The sequence below is a fragment of the Pseudomonas sp. NPDC089734 genome, from assembly GCF_044748865.1.
Lineage (GTDB): Bacteria > Pseudomonadota > Gammaproteobacteria > Pseudomonadales > Pseudomonadaceae > Aquipseudomonas.
The window spans coordinates 58,130-77,896 of the sequence record NZ_JBIVGV010000007.1; the positions used below are offsets into that span (position 1 = coordinate 58,130).

The following is a 19,767-nucleotide window of genomic DNA, read 5'->3' on the forward strand; positions in this document are numbered from 1 at the left end:
TGAAAGCAACTGTAAGCCGCAAGCACGATCAGCTTGCAGCTTACAGCTCGCCACTTGCAGCTCTTACAAAATATACCGGGACAGGTCTTCGTCGTTGGCCAACTCGCCCAGGTGGCTGTTGACGTAGTCGGCGTCGATCAGAATCGGGGCTGCATCCTGGCTGCTGGCCAGATCACCGGCGCTGAACGAAACCTCTTCAAGCAGACGCTCCAGCAGGGTATGCAGGCGGCGTGCACCGATGTTCTCGGTCTTCTCGTTGACCTGCCAGGCGATTTCGGCCAGACGCTTGATGCCGTCAGGCTGGAAGTCGATGTTCAGGCCTTCGGTCTTGAGCAGTTCGCGGTATTGCTCGGTCAGCGAGGCATGGGGTTCGCTGAGGATGCGCTCGAAATCCTGAGGCGTCAGGGCCTTGAGTTCGACACGGATCGGCAGACGGCCTTGCAGCTCGGGCACCAGATCGCTCGGCTTGCTCAGGTGGAAGGCACCCGAAGCAATGAACAGGATATGGTCGGTCTTGACCATGCCCAGCTTGGTGTTCACGGTGCAGCCTTCGATCAGCGGCAGCAGGTCACGTTGTACACCTTCGCGGGAAACGTCGACGCCACTGGAGTTGCCGCGCTTGGCGACCTTGTCGATCTCGTCGATGAACACGATGCCGTGCTGCTCGACGGCTTCCAGAGCCTTGACCTTCAGCTCTTCGTCGTTGACCAGACGGCTGGCCTCTTCGTCGCGCACCAGCTTGAGCGCTTCCTTGACCTTGAGCTTGCGGCTTTTCTTCTTGCCCTTGCCCATGTTGGCGAACAGGTTCTGCAACTGGTTGGTCATCTCTTCCATGCCGGGCGGCGCGGAGATATCGACGCCAACGGCTTCGCTGATTTCGATCTCGATTTCCTTGTCGTCCAGCTGGCCTTCGCGCAGGCGCTTGCGGAACAGCTGGCGAGTGTTGGAGTCGCTGGTCGACACCGGCTCTTCGTTGAAACCGGTACGGGCCTGGGGCAGCAGGGCATCGAGGATGCGGTCTTCGGCAGCATCTTCTGCGCGGTGGCGGACCTTGACGATTTCCTGCTCGCGCAGCAGCTTGATGGCCGCGTCGGCCAGATCACGGATGATCGACTCCACATCGCGACCTACATAGCCCACCTCGGTGAACTTGGTGGCCTCGACCTTCAGGAACGGAGCATTGGCCAGCTTGGCCAGACGGCGGGCGATCTCGGTCTTGCCGACACCAGTCGGGCCGATCATCAGAATGTTCTTGGGGGTCACTTCGACGCGCAGTTCTTCAGGCAACTGCATCCGGCGCCAGCGGTTACGCAAGGCAATGGCGACGGCGCGCTTGGCATCGTCCTGGCCGATGATATGGCGATTGAGTTCGTGGACGATTTCGCGGGGAGTCATGGACATGGTATTTGATGGTCCTCAGGCAGAAAGAAGTCGGCAGGGATGCGGGTGACGCAACCGGGCAGCGGCTTATTCAGCGAGGTCCTGCTCCTCAATGGTGATGTTGTGGTTGGTGAACACGCAAATATCGCCAGCGATGTGCAGCGCTGTCTCGGTGATTTCGCGGGCCGACAGCTCGGTCTTGAGCAGCAGTGCGCGGGCCGCAGCCTGGGCGAAGGCGCCGCCCGAACCCATGGCGATCAGGCCGTCTTCCGGTTCCACGACATCGCCGTTACCGGTGATGATCAGCGAGGCGTCCTTGTTGGCGACGGCCAGCATGGCCTCCAGACGGCTCAGGGAACGATCGGTACGCCAGTCCTTGGCCAGCTCGACGGCGGCACGTACCAGATGGCCCTGGTGTTTTTCCAGTTGACCTTCAAAGCGCTCGAAGAGCGTGAATGCATCGGCGGTGGCTCCGGCGAAACCGGCAATCACTTCACCGTGGTACAGGCGACGCACTTTTTTCGCGTTGCCTTTCATGACGGTGTTGCCCAGGGAAACCTGGCCGTCGCCAGCCATGACGACTTTGCCGTGGCGGCGCACTGAAACGATGGTGGTCAAGGGGAGAGTCTCCACGCAGCGGGGCGAAAATGCCCTGATGCAGACTCATATGGGGGTGGGCTCGGGTATTTCAACCGCCGGGGACAAATGGTCGGGTCGGTGCGAGAGCCGGTTTATTCGCGAAATGGCTGCCGGTGTGGCCTCTACGGGTTTTCGTGCAGGGGCAGGGCAAGGTCTGCCATGATGAGCGTCCATTGGTTGTCGCTCAGGAGTGAACATGAACTTCCACACTCGAAAGTGGGTAAAGCCCGAAGACCTCAACCCCAACGGCACGTTGTTCGGCGGTAGCCTGTTGCGCTGGATCGACGAAGAGGCTGCGATCTACGCCATTGTCCAGCTGGGCAACCAGCGTGTGGTGACCAAGTACATTTCCGAGATCAACTTCGTCAGCGCTTCGCGCCAGGGCGACATCATCGAATTGGGAATCACCGCCACCGAATTCGGTCGCACGTCGATCACCCTGACGTGTCAGGTCCGTAACAAGATCACGCGCAAGAGCATTCTGACCGTCGAGAAGATGGTGTTCGTCAATCTGGGGGAGGACGGCCAGCCAGCGCCGCATGGTCGTACGGAGATCCGCTATATCAAGGATCAGTTCGATATGCCGGAATAGAAGAGGAGTCCTGCCTCGGGTTGCGAGGCAGGACTTCGAGCGGTCAGCCCTGTAGCTGTCGCAGCCACGCCAGGCCTTCGCTGGTATCGCCCTTCGGACGATATTCGCAGCCTATCCAGCCTTCGTAGCCCAACTGGTCGATCACCTCGAACAGGTGGGCATAGTTCAGCTCGCCCAGGTCCGGTTCGTGACGATCCGGCACACCGGCGATCTGGATATGGCCAATCCCGGCAAAGTCACGACGCAGCTTGGCTGTCAGGTCACCTTCGACGATCTGGCAGTGGTAGCAGTCGAACTGGACCTTGAGGTTATCGGCCCCCACTTCCTTGCAGATGGCCTGCGCCTGATCCTGACGGTTGAGGAAGAAACCCGGCATGTCACGGGTGTTGATCGGCTCGATCAGCACCGTGACGCCGACACGCTTGGCCTGTTCGGCCGCGAACGCCAGGTTTTCCAGGTACACGGCCTGATGACGCTGGCGCAGATCTTCGCTGGGCAGCAAGCCTGCCATGACGTGAATCCGGTCGTTGCCCAGTACCTGAGCGTATTCCAGTGCGCGCTCGATGCCGCTGCGGAATTCGGCTTCGCGGCCCGGCAGGGTGGCAATGCCTCGTTCACCGGCAGCCCAGTCCCCTGGCGGAGCATTGAACAGGGCCTGAACCAGACCGTTGTCGCTCAGGCGTTGCTTGAGCTCCTGCGGGCTGTAGTCGTAGGGAAACAGATACTCGACCGCACCGAAACCATCGGCAGCGGCTGCGGCGAAGCGCTCAAGGAAATCATGCTGGGGGTACAGCATGCTGAGGTTGGCGGCAAAACGAGGCATGTTAACTCCAGTCTTTAAAGGTCAGACGAATGGCCAAAGCAGCAGGGTAATGACGAAGCCCAGTGTACCCAGCAGCGTGACCAGTACGGTCCAGGTGCGCAAGCCGTCACCGACGTTCAGGCCGGCCAGCTTGGTGAACATCCAGTAGCCCGCATCGTTGATGTGCGACATGGCCAGACCGCCACCGCCCATGGCCAGGCACAGCAGGGCCAGATGGTTGGCGCTCAGGTCCAGCGTGGCGATCAGCGGGCTGAGAATACCGGCCGTGGTCACCAGCGCAACGGTGGTGGAGCCTTGAACGGCACGCAGCAGCAAGGTCAGCAGGAAGCCCAGGGCCAGGACCGGCAGGCCGGTATTGCGCAAGGCTTCGGAAACCACGGCACCAATCCCGGTATCGACCAGCACTTTACCGAACACGCCACCGGCACCGGCGATCAGGATCACCATGGCCACGCCCGGCAGTGCCGAGCCAATCACGTCCGACACCTGGGTGCGGCTCCAGCCACGGCGCGAGCCCAGCAGCCAGGCGCACAGCAGCGTATCGATCAGCAGGGCAACCAGTGGCGCGCCCAGTACGGTCAGGACAGCGCGCAGCGTGGAGGTCGCAGGCAGCATGGTGGTGGCCAGCGTACCCAGCAGGATCAGAACGATAGGCAGCAGGATCAAGGCAATGATCAGCCCGAAGCCCGGAGCAGGCGCGGGTGGCAGCTTGCTTGCCAGACTGCTGGCGCTTTCTTCCACGCCGATGCTTTTAGTCTGGGTGGCTTCGCGAACGGCGGAGTAGTCGTTGCGTGCCCAGGCTTCCAGGTCTTCGTTGGTGACATGCGGGCCGTAGACTTCGGTACGGATGTCGTCGGTCATCGGGTAGGTCTTGCGTGTCATGCGACCGGCCACGAAGTAGCCGATGATGCACAGCACGGCCACGATCGGAATACCCAGCATCAGCACGCGACCCAGGTCGGCACCCAACTGGCTGGCAGCGGCAACGGCTCCCGGGTGCGGAGGCAGGAACGCATGCACGGCCAGCAGTGCGGCACACATCGGCAAGGCAAAGATCAGCAGCGGTTTGCGCGCAGCCCGTGCCACGCCGTAGGCCAGTGGCATGAGGATGATCACGCCCACCTCGAAGAACACCGGAATGCCGACCATGAAACCGGCCACGGTCAGCGCCAGCGGCGTGCGCTTGTTGCCGAAACGGTCGATCAGTGTCTTGGCCAGTGCTTCGGCACCTCCGGACAGTTCAATGATGCGCCCGATCATCGCGCCCAGGGCAATGATGATCGCGATATGGCCAAGGGTCTTGCCCATGCCGCCTTCGATGGTCGCGACCAGATCGGCAGGTTTTACACCGGCGACCAGGGCCACAATGATGCTGACCAGCATCAGGGCGACGAAGGGCTGGAATTTATATTTGAGAACCAGAAACAGCAGCAGTGCGATACCCGCGCCTGCGATGGTCATCAACATGATTGGAGTCATGCCCGGGCACTCCCGCACAGGGAGGAGGGGGCAAGCAGTGAGCAACATCTGACAAAAGCGAGGTATGAGTGAGTCATGCTCTTGAGTCCTGTTGTTATTGTGTTCGGCTGGGCCGGAGTTGATCGGGAATCGACAGGCGACTCCCGGTCAATTTTTCTGAATTACCACTTCGCGCCGAAAACCTGACGCAGCTCTTCGAGGGCTGCAGGTTCCAGTGGGGCTGGCTTGGGGTTGGTCATCAGCCAGAGACGAGCGGTTTCTTCGAGTTCTTCCAGGGCATAGCAGGCCTTGGCGACCGAGCTTTCCCAGACGACCGGGCCCAGTCGCTCCAGCATCACGCCACGCACACTGTTGGCCAGTTGTGCGACGCGCTCGGCGACTTTCGGGGAGCCCGGACGCTCATAACCGATCAGCGGGATGTGGCCGACTTTCATGACCTGGTACGGGGTCAGAGGCGGCAGAATGTCGTCTTCCTGCCAGACACCGGCCAGGGTCAGTGCAACCAGATGCGTCGAGTGGGTGTGCACCACGCCACCGACTTCAGGGTTGCGGTCATAGACCTGACGATGCAGGGCCAGGGTCTTGGACGGCTTGTTGCCGGAGACCCACTCTCCGGCCAGATTGACCTTGGCGATATCCGCCGGATCCAGACGGCCCAGGCAGGCGTCGGTCGGGGTAATCAACCAGCCATCATCGAGACGGGCGCTGATGTTGCCGGCGCTGCCGACCGTGTAGGCACGGTTGTAGAGCAGCCTGCCGACATCGCAGATTTCTTCACGCAGGGCTTTTTCGTTGCTCATTACGCTTCTCCTGCCAATTGCTTGAGTGCTTTGGCGAAGAAGTCGCGGGCACCGAAGTTGCCGGACTTGAGAGCCAGGGCCAGCGGTTGTTCGCCGCTGCTGACGGTTGCCGGAACGCCCGGATCGATCTGAGCGCCGATCTGCAGGAGTTGCACGCCCAGAGCCTGAACCACGGCTCCCGAGGTTTCGCCACCGGCCACGACAAAGCGGCGAACACCGGTTTCCAGCAGGCCTTTGGCGATCTGACCCAGGGCCTCTTCAACCATGGCACCGGAGCGTTCGACACCCAGTTCCTTTTGCACGGCCTTGACTTCGTCCGGCGTGCTGGTGGCGTAGATCAGGACGGTCTGCCCGGCGTCGCGAGCGAAAGCCAGAGCCTGCTCGACCACCGGTTTGCCAGCGGCCAGATCCAGCGGGTTGATGCGCAGTGCCGGACGGTTGTCTTCCAGCCAGGCCGCGACCTGACCGTTGGTGGCCACCGACGCGCTGCCTGCCAGAACCACTTCACCGCCGCTGACGGCGGTCTGTTTGGCTGCATCGATATCACGCAACTTGCCCGCCTTGCGGAAGTTGCCCGGCAAGCCCAGCGCCAGCCCCGAACCACCGGTCAGCAAAGGCAGGTCGGCACAGGCTTCGCCCAGCACGTACAGATCGGCGTCGGAGACGGCATCGGCAATCGCCATGCCCACGCCAGCGGCGCGCAATTCGGCGATCTTGCTGCGTACGGCATCCACACCATTGGCGACGGCGTCATAGCGCAGCAGGCCGACTTTCTTGCTTGTCTGCTCTTGCAGGACACGCACCAGGTTGGCGTCGGTCATCGGCGTCAACGGGTGGTTCTGCATGCCGGACTCGTTGAGCAACTGGTCCTGGACGAACAGGTGACCACGGAAGATCGTGCGACCGTTTTCCGGGAAGGCAGGGCAGGCCAGCGTGAAGTCGCTGCCGAGTTTTTCCAGCAACGCTTCGCTGACCTGACCGATGTTGCCAGCGGCTGTCGAGTCGAAGGTCGAGCAGTATTTGAAGAAGATTTGCTCGCAGCCGCGTTCGCGCAGCCAGTCCAGCGCCGCCAGGGATTCTTCGATGGCTTCGGCAGTGGGGGTGGTACGCGATTTGAGGGCGATCACGATGGCGTCGGCATCCAGACCGGCAGCCATTTCTGCGCTCGGAATACCGATGCTTTGTACGGTGCGCATACCGCCGCGCACCAGCATGTTGGCCAGGTCCGTCGCGCCGGTGAAGTCATCGGCGATGCAGCCCAGCAGCGGGCGAGAGGAAGTCAGGGTCATGGGGCGTTCCTCAGGCTTTTTCAGACTTGGCTTTCGGCAGTTCGATGCCCGGGAAAATCTTGATCACGGCCGAGTCATCTTCACGGCCGAAACCGGCACTGGAAGCCTGCATGAACATCTGGTGAGCGGTAGCCGACAGCGGCAGCGGGAATTTGCTGGTGCGTGCGGTATCCAGTACCAGGCCCAGGTCCTTGACGAAAATGTCCACCGCCGAGAGAGGGGTGTAGTCCGCATTGAGGATGTGCGGCACGCGGTTCTCGAACATCCAGGAGTTACCGGCGCTGTTGGTGATCACTTCATACAGGGCGTCGGCATCGACACCTTCGCGCAGGCCCAGGGCCATGGCTTCGGCGCTGGCGGCAATGTGTACGCCGGCCAGCAACTGGTTGATGATTTTGACTTTCGAGCCCAGGCCATGGACGTCGCCCAGGCGATACACCTTGCCCGCCATGCCATTGAGGACGGCTTCGGCCTTGGCGTACGAGTCGGCCGGGCCGGAGGTCATCATGGTCATCTGGCCAGCGGCGGCCTTGGCAGCGCCTCCGGAGATCGGGGCATCGAGGTACAGCAGGCCTTTATCGACCAGACGCTGGCCCAGCTCGACGGCGAAGGTCGGGGCCACAGTGGCGCAACCGATGACCAGGCTGCCAGGGCGCAGAGCGTCGATGGCACCGTTCTCGCCAAACAGGACGGTTTCGGTCTGCTCGGCGTTGACGACCACGGTAATGATCACATCGCAGGCGGCCGCCATGCTGGCAGGCGAGGCGCAGGCAACGCCGCCTTCCTGGGCAAAGGCTTCTGTCACGCTGGTGCGAACATCGCAGGCATGCACGTTGAAGCCGTTGCGCAGCAGCGAGCGGGCAATGCCAAGGCCCATCGCGCCCAGGCCGATAACGCCAACATTCTTAGTGGTCATGAAGTAATCCTCGAGTCTGTGCCGATGTTTATCGTGCCAGCAAAACGGACGATATTGTTCTGATCTGTGAATCGGATAGTGGATCAGTGAGTCAATAATGTGAAGTCTTTTTTGTTTTTAACAAATATTCACATCGCAGGGGCTTTTTCAGGCAGACATAAAAAAAGCCCCGAAAAGGGGCTTGCTGTAGGAGCGAATCGGGCGGCGATCCGCTTATTCGCGAGACATCATGGAAGACGATAGGTTTTCTTCTGTCTCACGGGCCTCTCGCGAATGAATTCGCTCCTGAGAAGGGTTTGTAAATCATACGGGCATCAGAATGAGTGCGACTGTTTGCGTCTGCGCCACTGGCCCAGTGCTTCTTCCAGGCGAAGCGGGTTGTCGATCTGCTGTCGGCGGGCATGGCTGAACAGGATCAGTGCCAGCTCGGCGGTCACCAGAGCATCGGCGCTGGCATGGTGCCGTTCTTCGGCGTGCAGGCCGAAAAAACGTGTCCAGTCGTCCAGCCCCGCCTGACGCAGATTGGCGTGAGAACAGAGCATCGGGGCGATTTCTGCCACATCGAAAAACGGGTTTTGCAGGCGATAGTCCAGGCTGTCTTTCAAGGCCCGCGACAGCATGTGCTGATCGAACGGCGCATGGAAGGCGAGTATCGGGCTGGTCCCGGCGAAGGCCATGAAGTCCAGAAAGGCTTCCACTGGCTCGCTACCGGCTGCGATCGCACTGGGTGCCAGACCATGGATCAGCACGGCGGGGCTGACCTTGTGATCGACCCGCAGAATCGTGCGCTCGAACTGCTGACCCAGGTCGATGGCGCCATCCTCGATCACGACGGCCCCAATGGACAGGACCTGATCGCGGTTCATGTTCAGGCCGCTGGTTTCCAGGTCCAGCACGACCCAGCGTTGCTGATGCAGTGGCTTGTCGTTCAGCGGGGCAAAGGCTGGCAGCTCGGCAAGCCGTTGCAGTTGATGGCTGTCCAGAGGTGTCTTTTTCGGGCGTGGTCGCAACCATTCGAACAGATTCATAGTTGATAACGCAGGGTCAGGCTGGTTTGCAGGCGTTGTGCCTGGCGGAAGGATTCGCGCAGGATGCGTCGGTCCAGATGGTTGAGCGTATCCGGGTCGATGCGGTTGGAGTACGGCAGGTTCTGTCGGCTTTGCAATTGATGCTGGAGCATGCGGGTCTGCTGAATGAAGTGATAGGCCTCTTCATAGGCGGCACCGTCCAGCGGGTCGATGACTTCACGCTCGACCAGTTGCCGCAGACGTTCCAGGGTGTTGTTGGCACCGACGCCATTGGCCAGGGCAAGCAGGCGGGCACCGTCGACGAAAGGCGTAAGGCCTTCGGTCTTGAGGTCCAGCGTGTCCTTGTCGCTGCCTTTGCGCGCCAGCACGAAATCCTTGAAGCGACCGACCGGAGGACGCTGGCGCAGGGCATTGTCCGCCATCATGCGCTGGAACAGACGGTTGTCTGCCACTTGATCGAGGATGCCGCGCCGCAACTGTTCACACCCGGCTTCATGACCCCAGACCACGCGCAGGTCGAAGTAGATGCTCGAGGCCAGCAGGTTTTCCGGCGTGGCCTCGCGAATGAATGCCGAAAAGCGTCTGGCCCATTCACTGCGGGACAGGCACAGGTCGGGGTTGCTGGCCATGATATTGCCTTTGCACAGGCTGAAACCGCATTGGGCAAGGCTCTGATTGATACGCTCGGCGATGGGGAGCAACCGGGCGCGAATCTCGGCGGCCTGTACCGCATCGCTGGCCTCAAACAGAATGCCGTTGTCCTGATCGGTGTGCAGCGTCTGCTCGCGCCGTCCTTCACTGCCGAAGCACAGCCAGCTGAAGGGCACGCCGGGATCGCCTTTTTCTTCCAGCGTCAGTTCAATGACTCGGCAGACGGTGTGATCGTTGAGCAGGGTGATGATCTGGGTGATCTGGGTCGAAGACGCGCCATGGGCCAGCATGCGGTCCACCAGTTGAACGATATCGCCCCGCAGGTTGCTCAAGGCTTCGATGCGTGGCGCATTGCGAATGGTACGGGCCAGATGCACCAGGTCCACACGCTGCAACGAGAACAGATCACGCTCTGAAACCACGCCACACAGACGCTCGTTCTTGACCAGGCAGACATGGGCGATATGACGTCCGGTCATGGCGATGGCCGCGTCGAAGGCGCTGGCATCGGGGCTCAGGTGGAACGGTGCCGGGCTCATGGTGTGTTTGATCGGCTGGCTGAAATCGGCATTCACATCGGCAACTGCTTCGCGCAAATCCCGCAGGGTAAAAATCCCCAGAGGGGCCTGGTGTTCATCGACGATCACGATGCTGCCGACTTGTTGCTCATGCATCATCTTGACGGCTTCGCGCATGGGCGTTTCAGGGCTGCACATCACTGGATGGCGCATGGCCAGTTCGCCAAGGCGGGTGTTCAACGAATATTGGGTGCCCAGGGTTTCCGCAGCACGCTGCTGGACTTGCTGGTTGACCTGATCCAGCAGGCTGCTGACCCCGCGCAAGGCGAAATCGCGGAAGGTGGTGGACAAGGCGAACAGCTTGATGAAGGCCTGTTTGTTCAGCTGCAGGCAGAAAGTATCTTCTGCGGCCAGATGCTCGGTCCGTGTGGCGCGTTCACCCAGCAAAGCCGCCAGCGGGAAGCATTCTCCGGTCGTGATTTCAAAGGTGGTTTCGGTGCCGCCCTTGGCCGAATGTGGTCGTTCCCCTACCACTCGGCCTTGCTTAACGATATAAAAGTGCTCTACTGGACCGTCGGCTGGCTTGATGATGCTTTCGTCGGCGGCGTAAAAACGCAGTTGGCATTGTTCAACCAGGTACGCGAGATGGGCGTTTTCCATCTGATTGAACGGCGGGAATTTTTGCAGGAACTGCATGGTGCCGTGGATGTTCTGCAACACCGCTGTCTTGCCTGCCTGGGTGAAAGCGTCTGCTTTACTCATGACCTTTACCGCGTTTTTGTTATTGGTGGTCATGGTCGGCCGCTTCCGGCGCAGTGCCCATTGGACGTAAGTCTTACGCTCGTGGATAGTGCCCGGGTAGCCGCGGTTTTTGTAAAACTGTTTTGACGAACGCATGGGATCGCGCTCGATCACCGGCCGGGAAGCCGATAAAGTGCGCCGCAGATTGACGCTGATCTGCTGTCAGAATGAGTCCAGGGAATGATGAGACTGCTGCAATGAGTGACCATGACATCTTGAGCGATGAAGAGCGCGACGCCCTGACTGAGGTCATGCTCCAGCCCAATCGCGACTTGCCGCAGCGTGTCCTGATTGTCGATGACGACAGCGATGCGCGTGAGCTGCTGGCCGAAATCCTGAGTCTCAATGACATCAGTTGCATGACGGCCGGGGGGGGTAACAGTGCGATGGAGTTGTTGCAGACGCGTCAGTCCATCGGGTTGTTGATTACCGACCTGCGCATGGCCCCCTGTGATGGCCTGGACCTGATCCGCCGGGTCCGTGATTCCGAACGTGCCGCCTTGCCGATCATCATCGTTTCAGGCGACGCGAACGTGCGTGATGCCATCGACGCCATGCACCTGAGCGTCGTGGACTTTCTGCTCAAACCGCTCAATACCAAGCAGCTTGTCAGGTTGGTCAAGCGTGAGTTGGGGATGGCCTGAGGCCTGATCATTCGCGAATGAATCCGCCCATGTAGGAGCGAATTCATTCGCGAAAACCTGTCAGCGATTCCGCGCCTTGAACTCACGACGCCGACGATGCAGCACCGGCTCGGTGTAGCCGTTAGGCTGTTTGGTGCCTTCTATCACCAGTTCGACGGCGGCCTGGAACGCGATATTGCTATCGAAGTCAGGGGCCAGCGGACGGTATAGCGGGTCATTGGCGTTCTGCCGATCCACCACCGGCGCCATGCGCTTGAGGCTTTCCAGCACCTGAGCCTCGTTGACCACCCCGTGACGCAGCCAGTTGGCCATGTGCTGACTGGAGATGCGCAACGTTGCACGGTCTTCCATCAGGCCGATGTCGTTGATATCCGGCACCTTCGAGCAACCCACGCCCTGATCGATCCAGCGTACGACGTAGCCCAGAATGCCCTGGGCATTGTTGTCCAGTTCGTTCTGGATCTCTTCCGGCGTCCAGTTGACCTGAGGAGCCAGTGGGATGGTGAGGATGTCATCCACCGACGCAGGCGCTCGCTGGGCCAGTTCTGCCTGACGAGCGAACACGTCGACCTTGTGATAGTGCAAGGCATGCAACGCAGCAGCGGTCGGTGAAGGCACCCAGGCGGTGTTGGCACCTGCCAGTGGATGGGCGATTTTCTGTTCCAGCATCGCAGCCATCAGGTCCGGCATGGCCCACATGCCCTTGCCGATCTGGGCCTTGCCTTGCAGGCCGCATTTGAGGCCGATATCGACGTTGGAGTTTTCGTAGGCACCGATCCACTTCTCGGCTTTCATCTGTGCCTTGCGCACCACCGGGCCTGCCTCCATCGACGTGTGGATTTCGTCGCCGGTGCGGTCCAGGAAGCCGGTGTTGATGAACACCACGCGCTCGCTCGCCGCCTGGATACAGGCCTTGAGGTTGACCGTGGTACGGCGTTCCTCGTCCATGATCCCGACTTTCAGCGTGTTGCGCGGCAAGCCCAGGACTTGCTCGATACGGCCGAACAGCTCGTTGGTGAACGCGGCTTCTTCGGGACCGTGCATCTTCGGTTTGACGATGTACACCGAGCCGCTGCGGCTGTTGTGACGCGAAGTATTGCCGTTGAGGTTATGGATCGCGGCCAGGCTGGTCACCAGACCGTCGAGAATGCCTTCCGGCACTTCATTGCCCTGCTTGTCCAGAATCGCATCGATGGTCATCAGGTGACCCACGTTGCGGATGAACAGCAGCGAGCGGCCGTGCAATGTCACTTCGCCGCCTTCGGCGGTGGTGTAGACGCGGTCAGGGTTCATGGTGCGGGTGAAGGTTTCACCGCCCTTGGACACCTCTTCGGCCAGATCGCCTTTCATCAGGCCCAGCCAGTTGCGATACACCACGACCTTGTCGTCGGCATCGACGGCGGCGATGGAGTCTTCACAGTCCATGATGGTGGTCAGCGCGGCCTCCATCAGGATGTCTTTCACACCGGCCGGATCTGTCTGGCCGATCGGGCTGGAAGCATCGATCTGGATCTCGAAGTGCAGGCCGTTGTGCTTGAGCAGCACGGCGAAAGGCGCAGACGCGTCGCCCTGGAAACCGACCAGTTGGGCATCGTCCTTGAGGCCGGTATTGCTGCCGCCCTTGAGGCTGATGACCAGTTTGCCATCGATCAGTTTGTAAGCCGTCGAGTCGGCATGCGAGCCGGCTGCCAGGGGCGCGGCTTCATCGAGGAAGGCGCGGGCGAAGGCAATGACCTTGTCGCCGCGAACCTTGTTGTAGCCTTTGCCTTTTTCGGCTCCGCCTTCTTCGCTGATGGCGTCGGTGCCATAGAGTGCGTCGTACAGCGAGCCCCAGCGGGCGTTCGAGGCATTGAGGGCGAAGCGGGCGTTCATCACCGGCACGACCAGTTGCGGGCCAGCCATGGCGGCAATTTCTTCATCGACGTTTTGCGTCGTGATCTGGAAGTCCGCCGCTTCTGGCAGCAGATAACCGATTTCCTGAAGGAAGGTCTTGTAAGCCGGGGCGTCGTGGGCCTTTCCGGCATTGGACTGGTGCCAGGCATCGATTCTTGCCTGCAAGTCATCACGTTTGGCGAGCAGGGCTCTGTTCTTCGGCGCAAGCTCGTGGATCAGTTTGTCCGCCCCGGCCCAGAACGCTGCGGCATCGATGCCGGTACCAGGGGTGGCTTCGTTCTGCACGAAGTCGAACAGGACTTTGGCGACCTTCAGGTCACCGACTTGAACGTACTCAGTCATTGCACTTGCCTCACTCTGCTCAGCAGGTCGAGCTCACTCAGGAGCGCTCTCTTATGTGATGTCGATGTTTTGTAGTTCGCGCTGCGGAATACTACATGAGGAGCAGCGGTGGAGGCTCAATATGTCACCAAACGACCGGATTATCACGACCGGTCACGCTGCAACCCCGAATGTTCTCAAAAATGACGTCGATTGTTCCAGATAATTATCAAAACGGTACACGGTCTGCGGTTTCCGGTGCCTGGAGGAACCTTGCCTATACTTTTGCGACAGTCGCCGTGTTCTGGCGGCCCCTTTTTGCAAGCAGAGGACGTCACCTGTGGATCATCTCGTAGTCACCGTGGTTGCCCCCGACAAGCCCGGGCAGGTCGAGCGTATCGCTCAATGCATTGCCGAACATGGCGGCAACTGGCTGGAGAGTCGCATGTCGCGCATGGCCGGGCAGTTCGCCGGCATTCTGCGAGTGGGCGTTCCTCCCGAAAACCACGATGAATTGATCCAGGCACTTCAGGTGCTGTCGGTTCACGGCATCCATGTTCAACTGGCCGAAAGTGCCGTCGAGACCGCCTGCACCTGGAAACCCATCAGCATGGAACTGGTGGGCAATGACCGGCCGGGCATCGTGCGCGATATCACCCGCCTGCTGGCCGAGCAGGGTGTCAACGTCGAAAGCCTGGTGACCGACGTCACCCCGGCCCCCATGAGCAGCGAGCTACTGTTTCATGCCGACGCCATGCTGGGTGTGCCTCTGACACTTTCACTGGATGACCTGCAGGCCCGGCTTGAAACACTGGCGGACGATTTGATGGTGGAGCTGGTGCTGAAGACGGATGTGTGAAGAGGGGTTATCCAGATTAACCGTGCATCCGTCTGTGGATAACCTGGGGAGACTGTCTTGGGTGCCACGCCGATCAAGGCTTTGCGGGATTTGATCAAAAATTCAACAGTTTCAAGGGCTTGTGCACAAATAACGTGAGCCTGCCTGTGGATAACCCTTGGAGAACCCTTTGCAGGCCACGTGAATCATGGCTTGCAAAGGATTGTGTGTTTTTTGATCAGGTGCGTTTGCGCAAGCTCAGCCAGGCATCGACGCTGTAGACAACCAGTCCGGCCCAGATGCAGGCAAACGTGATGACCGTGTTGCTGCTCAGATGCTCTCCGTACACCAGAACGGCCAGCGCCAGCACCAGCGTTGGTGCGACGTATTGCAGAAAGCCCAGCGCGGTGTAGGGCAGGTGGCGGGCCGCGGCGTTGAAGCACACCAGCGGAATAAGGGTGACAGGCCCGGCCGCCGCCAGCCAGAGTGCCTGGGAGGTGGTCCAGAATTCAGGCTGTGCGGTCTGTGCCATGGGGTTGAGCAGCAGCCAGGCCAGAGCCAGCGGGACCAGCATCCAGGTTTCCACGACCAGACCGGGCAGCGCCGCGACGGGAGCCTTCTTGCGGATCAGGCCATAGACGGCGAAGGTCAGCGCCAGTGCCAGAGAAACCCAGGGCAGGCTGCCGACATGCCAGACCTGTTGCGCCACCCCGGCAGCGGCAAGGCTGACTGCCAGCCATTGCAACCGCCGCAGGCGTTCGCCCAGGATCAGCATCCCCAGCAAGACGTTCACCAGCGGGTTGATGTAGTAACCCAGGCTGGCTTCGAGCATGCGCCCGTTGTTCACGGCCCAGACATACACCAGCCAGTTGCTGGCGATCAGGCTGCCGGAGAGCGCCAGTACGGCGAGGCGCCCTGGATTGTCACGCAGTTCGCGCCACCAGCCGGGGTGTTTCCAGACCATGAGCAGCAAGGAGCCGAACAGGGCCGACCAGAGTGCGCGATGAATGATGATCTCGAGCGCGGGAACGGCAGAAATGAGTTTGAAGTAGATCGGGAACAGGCCCCAGATGATGTAAGCACTCAGGCCAAGAATGTATCCACGGCGTGGATTGGCAGCTTGCATGTGGTGTCCTTGCACGGAAAGGCGGTTTTCTGTTTTTTATAGTGATCGGGTATGCGCCGGGTGCCTTGGGCGGGCGGCGCACAGACCGGATCAGAACAGCTTGAGAGGTTCTTCGTTCAGCGCCGACAGTTGCTCACGCAAGGCCAGGATATGGTCGCCCCAATAGCGTTCGGTACCGAACCACGAAAAGCTGCGCGGAAAGGCCGGGTCGTCCCAGCGGCGGGCCAGCCAGGCGCTGTAATGCATCAGGCGCAGGGCTCGCAGCGGTTCGATCAAGGCCAGCTCGCGTGGGTCGAAATCGTGGAATTCGTTGTAGCCGTCCATCAGTTCCGACAATTGTCCCAGGCATTCCTGACGGTCGCCTGCCAGCATCATCCAGATATCCTGTACGGCAGGTCCCATACGGCAATCGTCCAGATCCACGATATGGAAAATGTCGTCACGACACATCATGTTACCGGGATGGCAGTCGCCGTGCATGCGGATAGTGGTGTGTGGCGTTGCGGCGTAGGCATCTTCGATGCGTTTGAGCAGGTCACGGGCGACGGACTCATAGGCCGGAAGCAGGCTACGTGGAATGCAGTCGTTTGCCAGCAGGTAATCCACGGAGTCCTGACCGAAGTTTTTCACTGCCAGGGCTTCACGGTGCTCGAAGGGTCTGGCGGCACCGACAGCATGAATGCGGCCCAGCAACTGGCCCAGACGATACAGTTGATCGAGGTTGCCCGGCTCCGGCGCTCGCCCGCCACGGCGCGGAAACAGGGTGAAGCGAAAGTCGCCGTGCTCGAAGAGCGTCTGCCCGTCATGAACGAGCGGGGCTACGACGGGTATTTCGACTTCGGCCAGCTCGAAGGTGAAGCTGTGCTCTTCGAGAATGGCCTCGTTGCTCCAGCGCTGCGGGCGATAGAACTTGGCAATCAAAGGCTGATCGCCCTCGATGCCGACTTGATAGACACGGTTCTCGTAGCTGTTGAGGGCCAGCACGCGAGCGTCGCTGAGGAAACCGATGCTTTCGACGGCGTCGAGAACCAGGTCGGGGGTGAGTGTTGCAAACGGATGGGCCATGCTGACTCCTGCGCGCAGCAGGTTGCCGCGTTGGGCCACTGATGTTAACGCAGACTGATCGTGGCTGGCGTACGCAGGAGCGAATTCATTCGCGAAGAGGTCGGTACATTCGACGCATTTCTGCCTTTGGAATGAGCCTTTCGCGAATGAGTTCGCTCCTACGGTAACGGTCTTCAGGCGCCGATGACGCCGCCGTCCTCGCGGGTAATCACCATCACCGAGGAGCGGGGCTTGCCGTTGGGCAGGTGCTCGGGGAAGGTGGAACCTCCGTTTTCGCCAGGGTGCTGGATGCCCACGAACATCGTCTTGTAGTCCGGCGCAAAGCTGATACCGGTAACTTCACAGCCGATGGGGCCGACCAGGAATCGACGGATTTCACCGGTGTGCGGATCGGCGCAGAGCATCTGGTTGTTCCCCATGCCTGCGAAGTCTCCCTTGTTGCTGGAGTCGCCGTCGGTCTGTATCCACAGACGACCGGCTTCGTCGAAGCTTAGTCCGTCCGGGCTGTTGAACATGTTCTGAGCGTTGACATTGCTCGACCCGCCTTGCGGCGTGCCAGCATGCACGGCCGGGTTGCCCGCGACCACGAACAGGTCCCACTCGAATTCCATGGCCGACGCATTGTCCTCGGCTTCCCGCCAGCGCAGGATCTGCCCGTACTGGTTCTTGGCGCGCGGGTTAGGCCCGCCAACGGGTTGACCGTCTTCACCACGCTTGGAATTGTTGGTGAGGGTGCAATAAACCTGGCCATCCTTGGGACTGACCACGATCCACTCCGGACGGTCCATGCGCGTGGCTTTTACGACACTGGCCGCCAGGCGTGCATGGATCAGCACTTCAGCCTGGCTGTTGAAGCCGGCCGCCGCATCCAGGCCGTTCTTGCCGTGGGTCAGTTCGATCCACTGGCCTGTGCCCTTCGGGCGATCCGGGTTGTTGTCGCCACCGTCGAACTGCGCCACATACAAGGTGCCGTGATCCAGCAGGTTGCGGTTGGCCTTGGGGTTCTGATGGTCGATCTTGTCGCGGCTGATGAATTTGTAGATGAACTCGCCGCGCTCGTCGTCGCCCATGTAAACCACGGCACGACCGCCCTTGGTCTCTGCCAGCGCAGCGTTTTCATGCTTGAAGCGGCCCAGCGCGGTGCGTTTGACCGGCGTGGATTTTGGGTCGAACGGATCGATTTCGACAACCCAGCCATGGCGGTTGACCTCATTGGGGTTTTTGGCCACATCGAAGCGCGGGTTGTGTTGATGCCAGTTGATGTCCTTGCTGGCGGCCACGACGCCGTAACGCTTGAGGCCCGCATCGAACTTCTGTTCCGGGTTGCTGCTGCCGAAACAGTCGGTGAAGTTTTCTTCACAGGTCAGGTAAGTGCCCCACGGCGTCTTGCCGTTGGCGCAGTTCTGGAAAGTGCCCAGGGCATGTTTACCGGCCTTGTCGGCGTCGGTCTTGAGCCAGTCATGTCCGGCAGCCGGGCCGCTCAGGTCGATGGGCGTGTTGCCATGAATGCGGCGGTTGTAGCGGGAGTCCTGCACGAATTGCCACTGGCCGTTCTTCTGCTGGACTTCGATGACCGAAACACCCTCGGCGGCGAGCGCCTTTTGCACCTCTTCGGCCGATTGCGGCTCCTTGCCGTGATCGTAGAGGTAGCGGTAGTTGGTGTATTCGTTGTTGATTGCCATCAGCGCCCGGTCTTTATGGCCGGGCATGGGGAACAGGCTCATGCCGTCGTTGTTGTCACCGAACTGGACTTCCTGCGCCACGGCTGTGCCTTTGCCGCTGGGGTCGAAGGCCGGACCGTCCGTTTGCAGGGGCTGGCCCCAACTGATGAGAACCGATGAGGTGTAGCCAGGCGGCAGGCTGATGCTGTCGGCCGTGGCGGCGGGAATACTGTCAAAGCCCAGCAGCTTGCCCGATGCTGCGCTGACGCTGGTGGCCAGTGCGCTACGGGTCAGCAGGTTGCCGCCCAGAAACATCGCAGCGCCGCACAGGGCACCTGCGCCGATGAATCCACGGCGAGTGAGGCCGACCATCTTCTCGAGGTCGGTTGATTGATTTTCTTCTAATAATTTCATCATCACGGCTCCCACAGAGGTGGCAGCCACGATAATTGCCGTGCATGACGAAATTGTGTCGGTTACATGACGGCGCAGCCGCTTACAACGGCGTCCCCAACAATACAAAGGAAGGCGCAAAGCAGACCTTCACCTGACAGTCGGCAGCCAGCCCCAGGGCCTGAAGTCGTGCAGTGGGTGTCAGGGCGCACAGTGTCTGGCCGCCGGGCAGCGTAATCCGTACTTCACAGGGGCCGTCCTCGGCTTCCAGTACCGTATCTATCCGACCGGACAGGCAATTGTTTCCATTTGTTTCGACGTGATCGTGTGGATGCAGCTCCAGCCAGCCGGCCTTGATGAGGGCGACTACATCCGTGCCGATTTTCAGCTCCAGTCGCTGGGTGCTGTCATGGGTGATCCGGGCTTCGATGAAAACCTCATCCGTCATGTGCAGGCGAATGTAATCGTTATGCCCCTGCCGGACGATGCTCACGATGCGCCCCAGCAATTGATTGCGGGCACTGGTGCGCAAGGTCAGGCGATTGAGCAGTTCCAGGTCGCCACTTTCCTCGGTGGCTTCCAGCACCTGAGCCTGTAATGCCTGCAAGCGTTTATAGAGACGCAGCACGCGCTCACCTTCGGCGGATAACTTCGCTCCACCACCTCCGCGTCCGCCGACACTGCGTTCCACCAACGGTTTCTGCGCCAGGTTGTTCAGCTCGTCGATGGCATCCCAGGTCGCCTTGTAGCTCAGGCCCGCGCTTTTGGCGGCACGGGTGATCGAGCCTTGCTCGGCGATATGGCGCAGCAACTCGATGCGCTGAGGACGGCGAACCATGTGTTGCGTCAGCAAGGTCGGTAAAGGCATGGCAGTGAAGGCGGGTGGCTGATGGAAAGTGGGCAGTGTAAG

The 19,767-nt window shown here is 60.5% G+C and carries 17 protein-coding genes; 3 read left to right on the forward strand and 14 right to left on the reverse strand.

Annotation, left to right across the window (positions count from 1 at the left end):
* Positions 1-63: 63 nt before the first annotated feature.
* Entirely contained in the window at positions 64-1,401 is a 1,338-nt protein-coding gene (gene hslU / locus ACIPY9_RS11145; protein WP_400700476.1) for an ATP-dependent protease ATPase subunit HslU, read from the reverse strand.
* 66 nt (positions 1,402-1,467) lie between these two features.
* Positions 1,468-1,998, reverse strand: a complete 531-nt coding sequence (hslV, locus tag ACIPY9_RS11150) for an ATP-dependent protease subunit HslV (protein ID WP_221610509.1) — start codon at positions 1,996-1,998, stop codon at positions 1,468-1,470.
* A gap of 217 nt (positions 1,999-2,215) precedes the next feature.
* Between hslV and ACIPY9_RS11155 the strand changes: the two genes are divergently transcribed.
* Positions 2,216-2,611 carry an acyl-CoA thioesterase gene (locus ACIPY9_RS11155; protein WP_400700478.1) on the forward strand — a complete coding sequence of 132 codons (396 nt, stop codon included), beginning with the start codon at positions 2,216-2,218 and terminating at the stop codon, positions 2,609-2,611.
* A 43-nt stretch (positions 2,612-2,654) separates the two neighbouring features.
* Here ACIPY9_RS11155 and otnI read toward each other — a convergent pair whose 3' ends face one another.
* From otnI to ACIPY9_RS11190, 7 genes are all read right to left on the reverse strand, one after another.
* Positions 2,655-3,434, reverse strand: a complete 780-nt coding sequence (gene otnI, locus ACIPY9_RS11160) for a 2-oxo-tetronate isomerase (protein WP_400700480.1) — start codon at positions 3,432-3,434, stop codon at positions 2,655-2,657.
* A gap of 21 nt (positions 3,435-3,455) precedes the next feature.
* Positions 3,456-4,913 carry an SLC13 family permease gene (locus tag ACIPY9_RS11165; RefSeq protein WP_400700482.1) on the reverse strand — a complete coding sequence of 486 codons (1,458 nt, stop codon included), beginning with the start codon at positions 4,911-4,913 and terminating at the stop codon, positions 3,456-3,458.
* A gap of 161 nt (positions 4,914-5,074) precedes the next feature.
* Positions 5,075-5,713, reverse strand: a complete 639-nt coding sequence (locus ACIPY9_RS11170; protein ID WP_400700484.1) for an aldolase — start codon at positions 5,711-5,713, stop codon at positions 5,075-5,077.
* Positions 5,713-7,002, reverse strand: a complete 1,290-nt coding sequence (otnK, locus tag ACIPY9_RS11175; RefSeq protein ID WP_400700486.1) for a 3-oxo-tetronate kinase — start codon at positions 7,000-7,002, stop codon at positions 5,713-5,715. Before otnK ends, ACIPY9_RS11170 begins: the two co-directional genes overlap by 1 nt.
* 10 nt (positions 7,003-7,012) lie before the next feature.
* On the reverse strand, positions 7,013-8,017 hold the full coding sequence (ltnD, locus tag ACIPY9_RS11180; protein ID WP_400700981.1) for an L-threonate dehydrogenase: 1,005 nt from the start codon (positions 8,015-8,017) through the stop codon (positions 7,013-7,015).
* A 215-nt stretch (positions 8,018-8,232) separates the two neighbouring features.
* Positions 8,233-8,946, reverse strand: a complete 714-nt coding sequence (locus ACIPY9_RS11185) for a PolC-type DNA polymerase III (RefSeq protein ID WP_400700488.1) — start codon at positions 8,944-8,946, stop codon at positions 8,233-8,235.
* The gene (locus ACIPY9_RS11190; RefSeq protein ID WP_400700490.1) at positions 8,943-10,877 is read right to left on the reverse strand and encodes a putative nucleotidyltransferase substrate binding domain-containing protein; all 1,935 of its coding nucleotides are present in this window, start codon (positions 10,875-10,877) and stop codon (positions 8,943-8,945) included. Before ACIPY9_RS11190 ends, ACIPY9_RS11185 begins: the two co-directional genes overlap by 4 nt.
* 236 nt (positions 10,878-11,113) lie before the next feature.
* On the opposite strand from ACIPY9_RS11190, the gene ACIPY9_RS11195 reads away from it, so the two are divergent.
* Positions 11,114-11,560, forward strand: a complete 447-nt coding sequence (locus ACIPY9_RS11195; protein ID WP_400700492.1) for a response regulator — start codon at positions 11,114-11,116, stop codon at positions 11,558-11,560.
* 60 nt (positions 11,561-11,620) lie between these two features.
* Here ACIPY9_RS11195 and ACIPY9_RS11200 read toward each other — a convergent pair whose 3' ends face one another.
* Positions 11,621-13,795: a malate synthase G gene (locus ACIPY9_RS11200; protein ID WP_400700494.1), complete on the reverse strand. Its 2,175-nt coding sequence runs from the start codon at positions 13,793-13,795 to the stop codon at positions 11,621-11,623.
* Positions 13,796-14,114: 319 nt separating this feature from the next.
* Between ACIPY9_RS11200 and ACIPY9_RS11205 the strand changes: the two genes are divergently transcribed.
* Positions 14,115-14,633 (forward strand): glycine cleavage system protein R, encoded by a 519-nt coding sequence (locus ACIPY9_RS11205; RefSeq protein ID WP_400700496.1) that lies wholly within the window; start codon positions 14,115-14,117, stop codon positions 14,631-14,633.
* Between the two features lie 217 nt (positions 14,634-14,850).
* Here the strand turns inward: ACIPY9_RS11205 and rarD are convergent, their stop codons facing one another.
* The 4 genes from rarD to ACIPY9_RS11225 all read right to left on the reverse strand — a co-directional run bounded on the left by rarD (position 14,851) and on the right by ACIPY9_RS11225 (position 19,725).
* Entirely contained in the window at positions 14,851-15,738 is an 888-nt protein-coding gene (rarD, locus tag ACIPY9_RS11210; RefSeq protein ID WP_400700498.1) for an EamA family transporter RarD, read from the reverse strand.
* Between the two features lie 90 nt (positions 15,739-15,828).
* Positions 15,829-16,803: a serine/threonine protein kinase gene (locus ACIPY9_RS11215; RefSeq protein WP_400700500.1), complete on the reverse strand. Its 975-nt coding sequence runs from the start codon at positions 16,801-16,803 to the stop codon at positions 15,829-15,831.
* Between the two features lie 173 nt (positions 16,804-16,976).
* Positions 16,977-18,878, reverse strand: a complete 1,902-nt coding sequence (locus ACIPY9_RS11220) for a PhoX family protein (protein ID WP_400700502.1) — start codon at positions 18,876-18,878, stop codon at positions 16,977-16,979.
* An 82-nt stretch (positions 18,879-18,960) separates the two neighbouring features.
* On the reverse strand, positions 18,961-19,725 hold the full coding sequence (locus ACIPY9_RS11225; protein WP_400700504.1) for a TOBE domain-containing protein: 765 nt from the start codon (positions 19,723-19,725) through the stop codon (positions 18,961-18,963).
* Between the last annotated feature and the right edge of the window lie 42 nt (positions 19,726-19,767).